General features: G+C 60.8%; 2 protein-coding genes and 1 pseudogene. 1 reads left to right on the top strand and 2 read right to left on the bottom strand.

All coding sequences use genetic code 11. The features are described from left to right. The first annotated feature begins 49 nt into the window (after positions 1-49). Positions 50-1,060: pseudogene (locus AU381_RS00185) on the top strand (tryptophan halogenase family protein). 158 nt (positions 1,061-1,218) lie between these two features. Here the strand turns inward: AU381_RS00185 and istB are convergent. Then, positions 1,219-1,962, bottom strand: a complete 744-nt coding sequence (gene istB / locus AU381_RS00180) for an IS21-like element helper ATPase IstB (protein ID WP_014857536.1) — start codon at positions 1,960-1,962, stop codon at positions 1,219-1,221. A 14-nt stretch (positions 1,963-1,976) separates the two neighbouring features. Beyond that, the coding region (locus AU381_RS00175) for a Mu transposase domain-containing protein (protein WP_425288605.1) at positions 1,977-2,969 on the bottom strand (993 nt) is incomplete at its 5' end.

Raw genomic sequence — 2,969 nt, 5'->3', positions numbered from 1 at the left:
ACTATCGCCCACATCCGGGTCCTGACACGACGCTTGGCAAGGTACGGATATTGTTGAGACCTTTTCGAGTCAGGCTCTAAGGCGTGTCGGACTGGCACGTGGGATCACTTCTCGTAGGGCTGTGGTACACGGGATGAGACTCGACGACCGAGGGCATGTAAACGCTTTCCAGCTCGGAGGCGAAGAACTTGAAGTCGACTTCGCCGTCGATGCGTCCGGATTTGCCAGATTGGGTCTCGGCAAAGTCTTTAATACGCGCTGGTGTTCGTTCGCAAATGTGCTGCCTACTGATCGTGCGATCATCGTTGAGCTTGAGCCGCGGGCATCATCCCCCGTTACCCGTGCTACCGCCATGAAAGCCGGATGGATGTGGGAAGCCCCATTGAATCGCTCGATCAGTGCCGGTTATGCATTCAGCAGCAGATATGCGGACGCTGCGATGGCAATCGCCGAGGTTGAGAATCACTATGGATTCCGTGTGGAGGCGAAACACGAGCTTTCGCTGGATCAAGGTTACTTTTCGACCGCATGGGTTAACAATTTCGTGGCTTTGGGAACGGCGTCGGGTTTTGTTGAGCCCCTGGAGGCTGCACTTGCCGCCCACACCTTCGAAGCGTTAAGGAATTTGGAGCGCATTCTCGCCAACGGAAGCGGCATTGTGCCCGCTCGGGCCATCGAAGGCTATAACAGCGCGAACGCACGGTGCTAAACGGGTGTTCGGGACTTCCTGAGGCTGCACTACGATTCCAAGCGAATTGACACACCGTTTTGGCGAGATCTTGCCGCAGCCGAGTTGCCGGAAGGATATGCCAACCTGAGGGCTTGCTTCCAAAAACGGACACCGCGCTTTATCGATATCCAACCGTATGTCGGAAGCGGATGGCAGAGCCTCTTCCACGAAATTGATTGGATTTCAGTGGCGGTCCCTCTAGGAGTAGTGCCGCAGGCGGCCGCATGCGCCGAACTACGCAGGCTCTCGACGGAAAGTCGAAGTGAGGTCCAGGCCTATGTTGATCGGCTGAAGGGAACAATAGCCAAGATCAGCAGCACGAGGGGATGATGCACTAATCGTTGCGTATTCCGGTGAAGTCGGCCGCTGATTCCGAAACGAAGCCGGCCACCTATTCCGATTTCATTCCGGCCACCATTCCGATCTGAAGCCGGCCAGTTGATGCTCCCCTGGGCCGTTGTTTTGCATGGCGCGTGATTGTCGCGCGGTCAAGCGGCGGATGGTGTTTGACGCTGCTTTCGCAAGCTCTCGCCGTGCAGTTCGATGCGGTAGGCGTTGTGGACAAGGCGGTCGAGGATTGCATCGGCGATCGTAGGATTGCCGATCATGTCATACCAGTGATCGACGGGCACCTGGCTGGTGACGATGGTGGATCGCTTCTCGTAGCGGTCCTCGACGATCTCCAGGAGATCGCGCCGCTGCTCGTCGTTGAGCTTCTCCGGACCCCAGTCGTCGAGGATGAGCAGGTCGGTTCTGGCGAGCGCCTTGAGGACCTTGGGATATCGGCCGTCGCCGCGCGCCAGCGCAAGGGTGGCGAACAGCCTGGGCAGGCGATGATAGGCGACGGAGAAGTCCTCGCGGCATGCCTTGTGTCCGAGCGCGCAGGCCAGCCAGCTCTTGCCGACGCCGGCGGGTCCGATCAGCAAGAGGCTATGGTGTTGCCTGATCCAGTCGCAGTTGGCGAGCTTCAGGACGAGATTGCGATCGAGGCCGCGGGCGGCGCGGAAGTCGATGTTCTCGATCTGGGCATCATGGCGCAGCCTCGCGGCGCGAGCCCTTGCCTCGAAGCGCTTCTGGCGGCGCGTGGTCGCCTCGCGTTCGAGCAGCAGAGCGAGCCATTCGCCATGCTCGAGGTGTCTGGCTTCCGGCTGCGCCTCGAGCTCCTGATAGGCGCTGGCCATGCCTGTCAGGCCGAGTTCGCGCAGCATGTCGATGGTGGGATTGGTCAGCATTATCAGGTGTCTCCTCAATGGAAGTAGCCGGGGCCACGCAGATTGGCGTGTTCCATGACGGCGGCGGGTTCGGTGGAATGTCTGAGGGCCTTGTGGGTTGCGATGAGCGAGGCAATCGTCTTGCAGGTCAGGCCGCCGATCTCGACGGCCCGTGCCGAAACGACCTCGGCGCGCTCGCGGCTGAGGTCGCGATAGAGGCGCAGGATGCCGAGGCATGTTCTGAAGCCTTGCTCGGGATGTGGCCGGCTGGCGAGAATGGCGACGATCAGCCCTTCGGTCTGCGGACCGATGGACGCGCCCCAGCGCCGGAAGCGCTCCGGCGTCCATTCGGCGTATCGGCGGTGGGAGCTCGGCATGTGCGCGGGGTCTGTTCCATAGCGCGGCCCGCCATAGCGGCGCTGATGGACCGCGACGCGTTTGCCGCGATGGAAGATCTCGATCATTCGCGCGGTCGCCCGGATATCGACCTGCTGACGAATGAGCGCGTGCGGGACGGAATAGAAGAAGCTCCTGAACTCGGCATGGTAATCCGTCGAGACCCGCGCAAAGCGCCATTCGGCGAACTCGTACTCCTCGGCGGGCAAGCTTGCGAGCGCCGCGCGTTCGACCGTCTCGAAGAGATGGCGGCGGCTGACACCCAACCGGCGCATGACATGATTGTTGATGCGCTCCAGCACGTCGGCGATTGCGGCATTGGCCTCGGCGAGCGAGAAGAACGTCTGTTTGCGCAAGCGGCCGAGAAGGCAACTCTGGGCGAAGCGCATGCCGTTCTCGACCTTCGCTTTGTCCTTCGGGCGTCGCGGTCGGGCCGGCAGAACGCCGACACCATAGTGGGACGCCATCATGCCGTAACTGCGGTTGATCTCGGGATCGTAGAAGCTGGCGCGGCTGACGCCGGACTTCAGATTGTCGGGCACGACCAGGCGTGACCTTGCCCCGTTGAAATAATCCATTTTGAAGTAAGCTCTGGCCCATTGAGAGGACCAGAGAATGAAGCGCAACCGTTT

This window comes from Sinorhizobium glycinis (genome assembly GCF_001651865.1).
GTDB lineage: Bacteria > Pseudomonadota > Alphaproteobacteria > Rhizobiales > Rhizobiaceae > Sinorhizobium > Sinorhizobium glycinis.
This window is presented reverse-complemented; position numbering and strand designations above follow the sequence as displayed.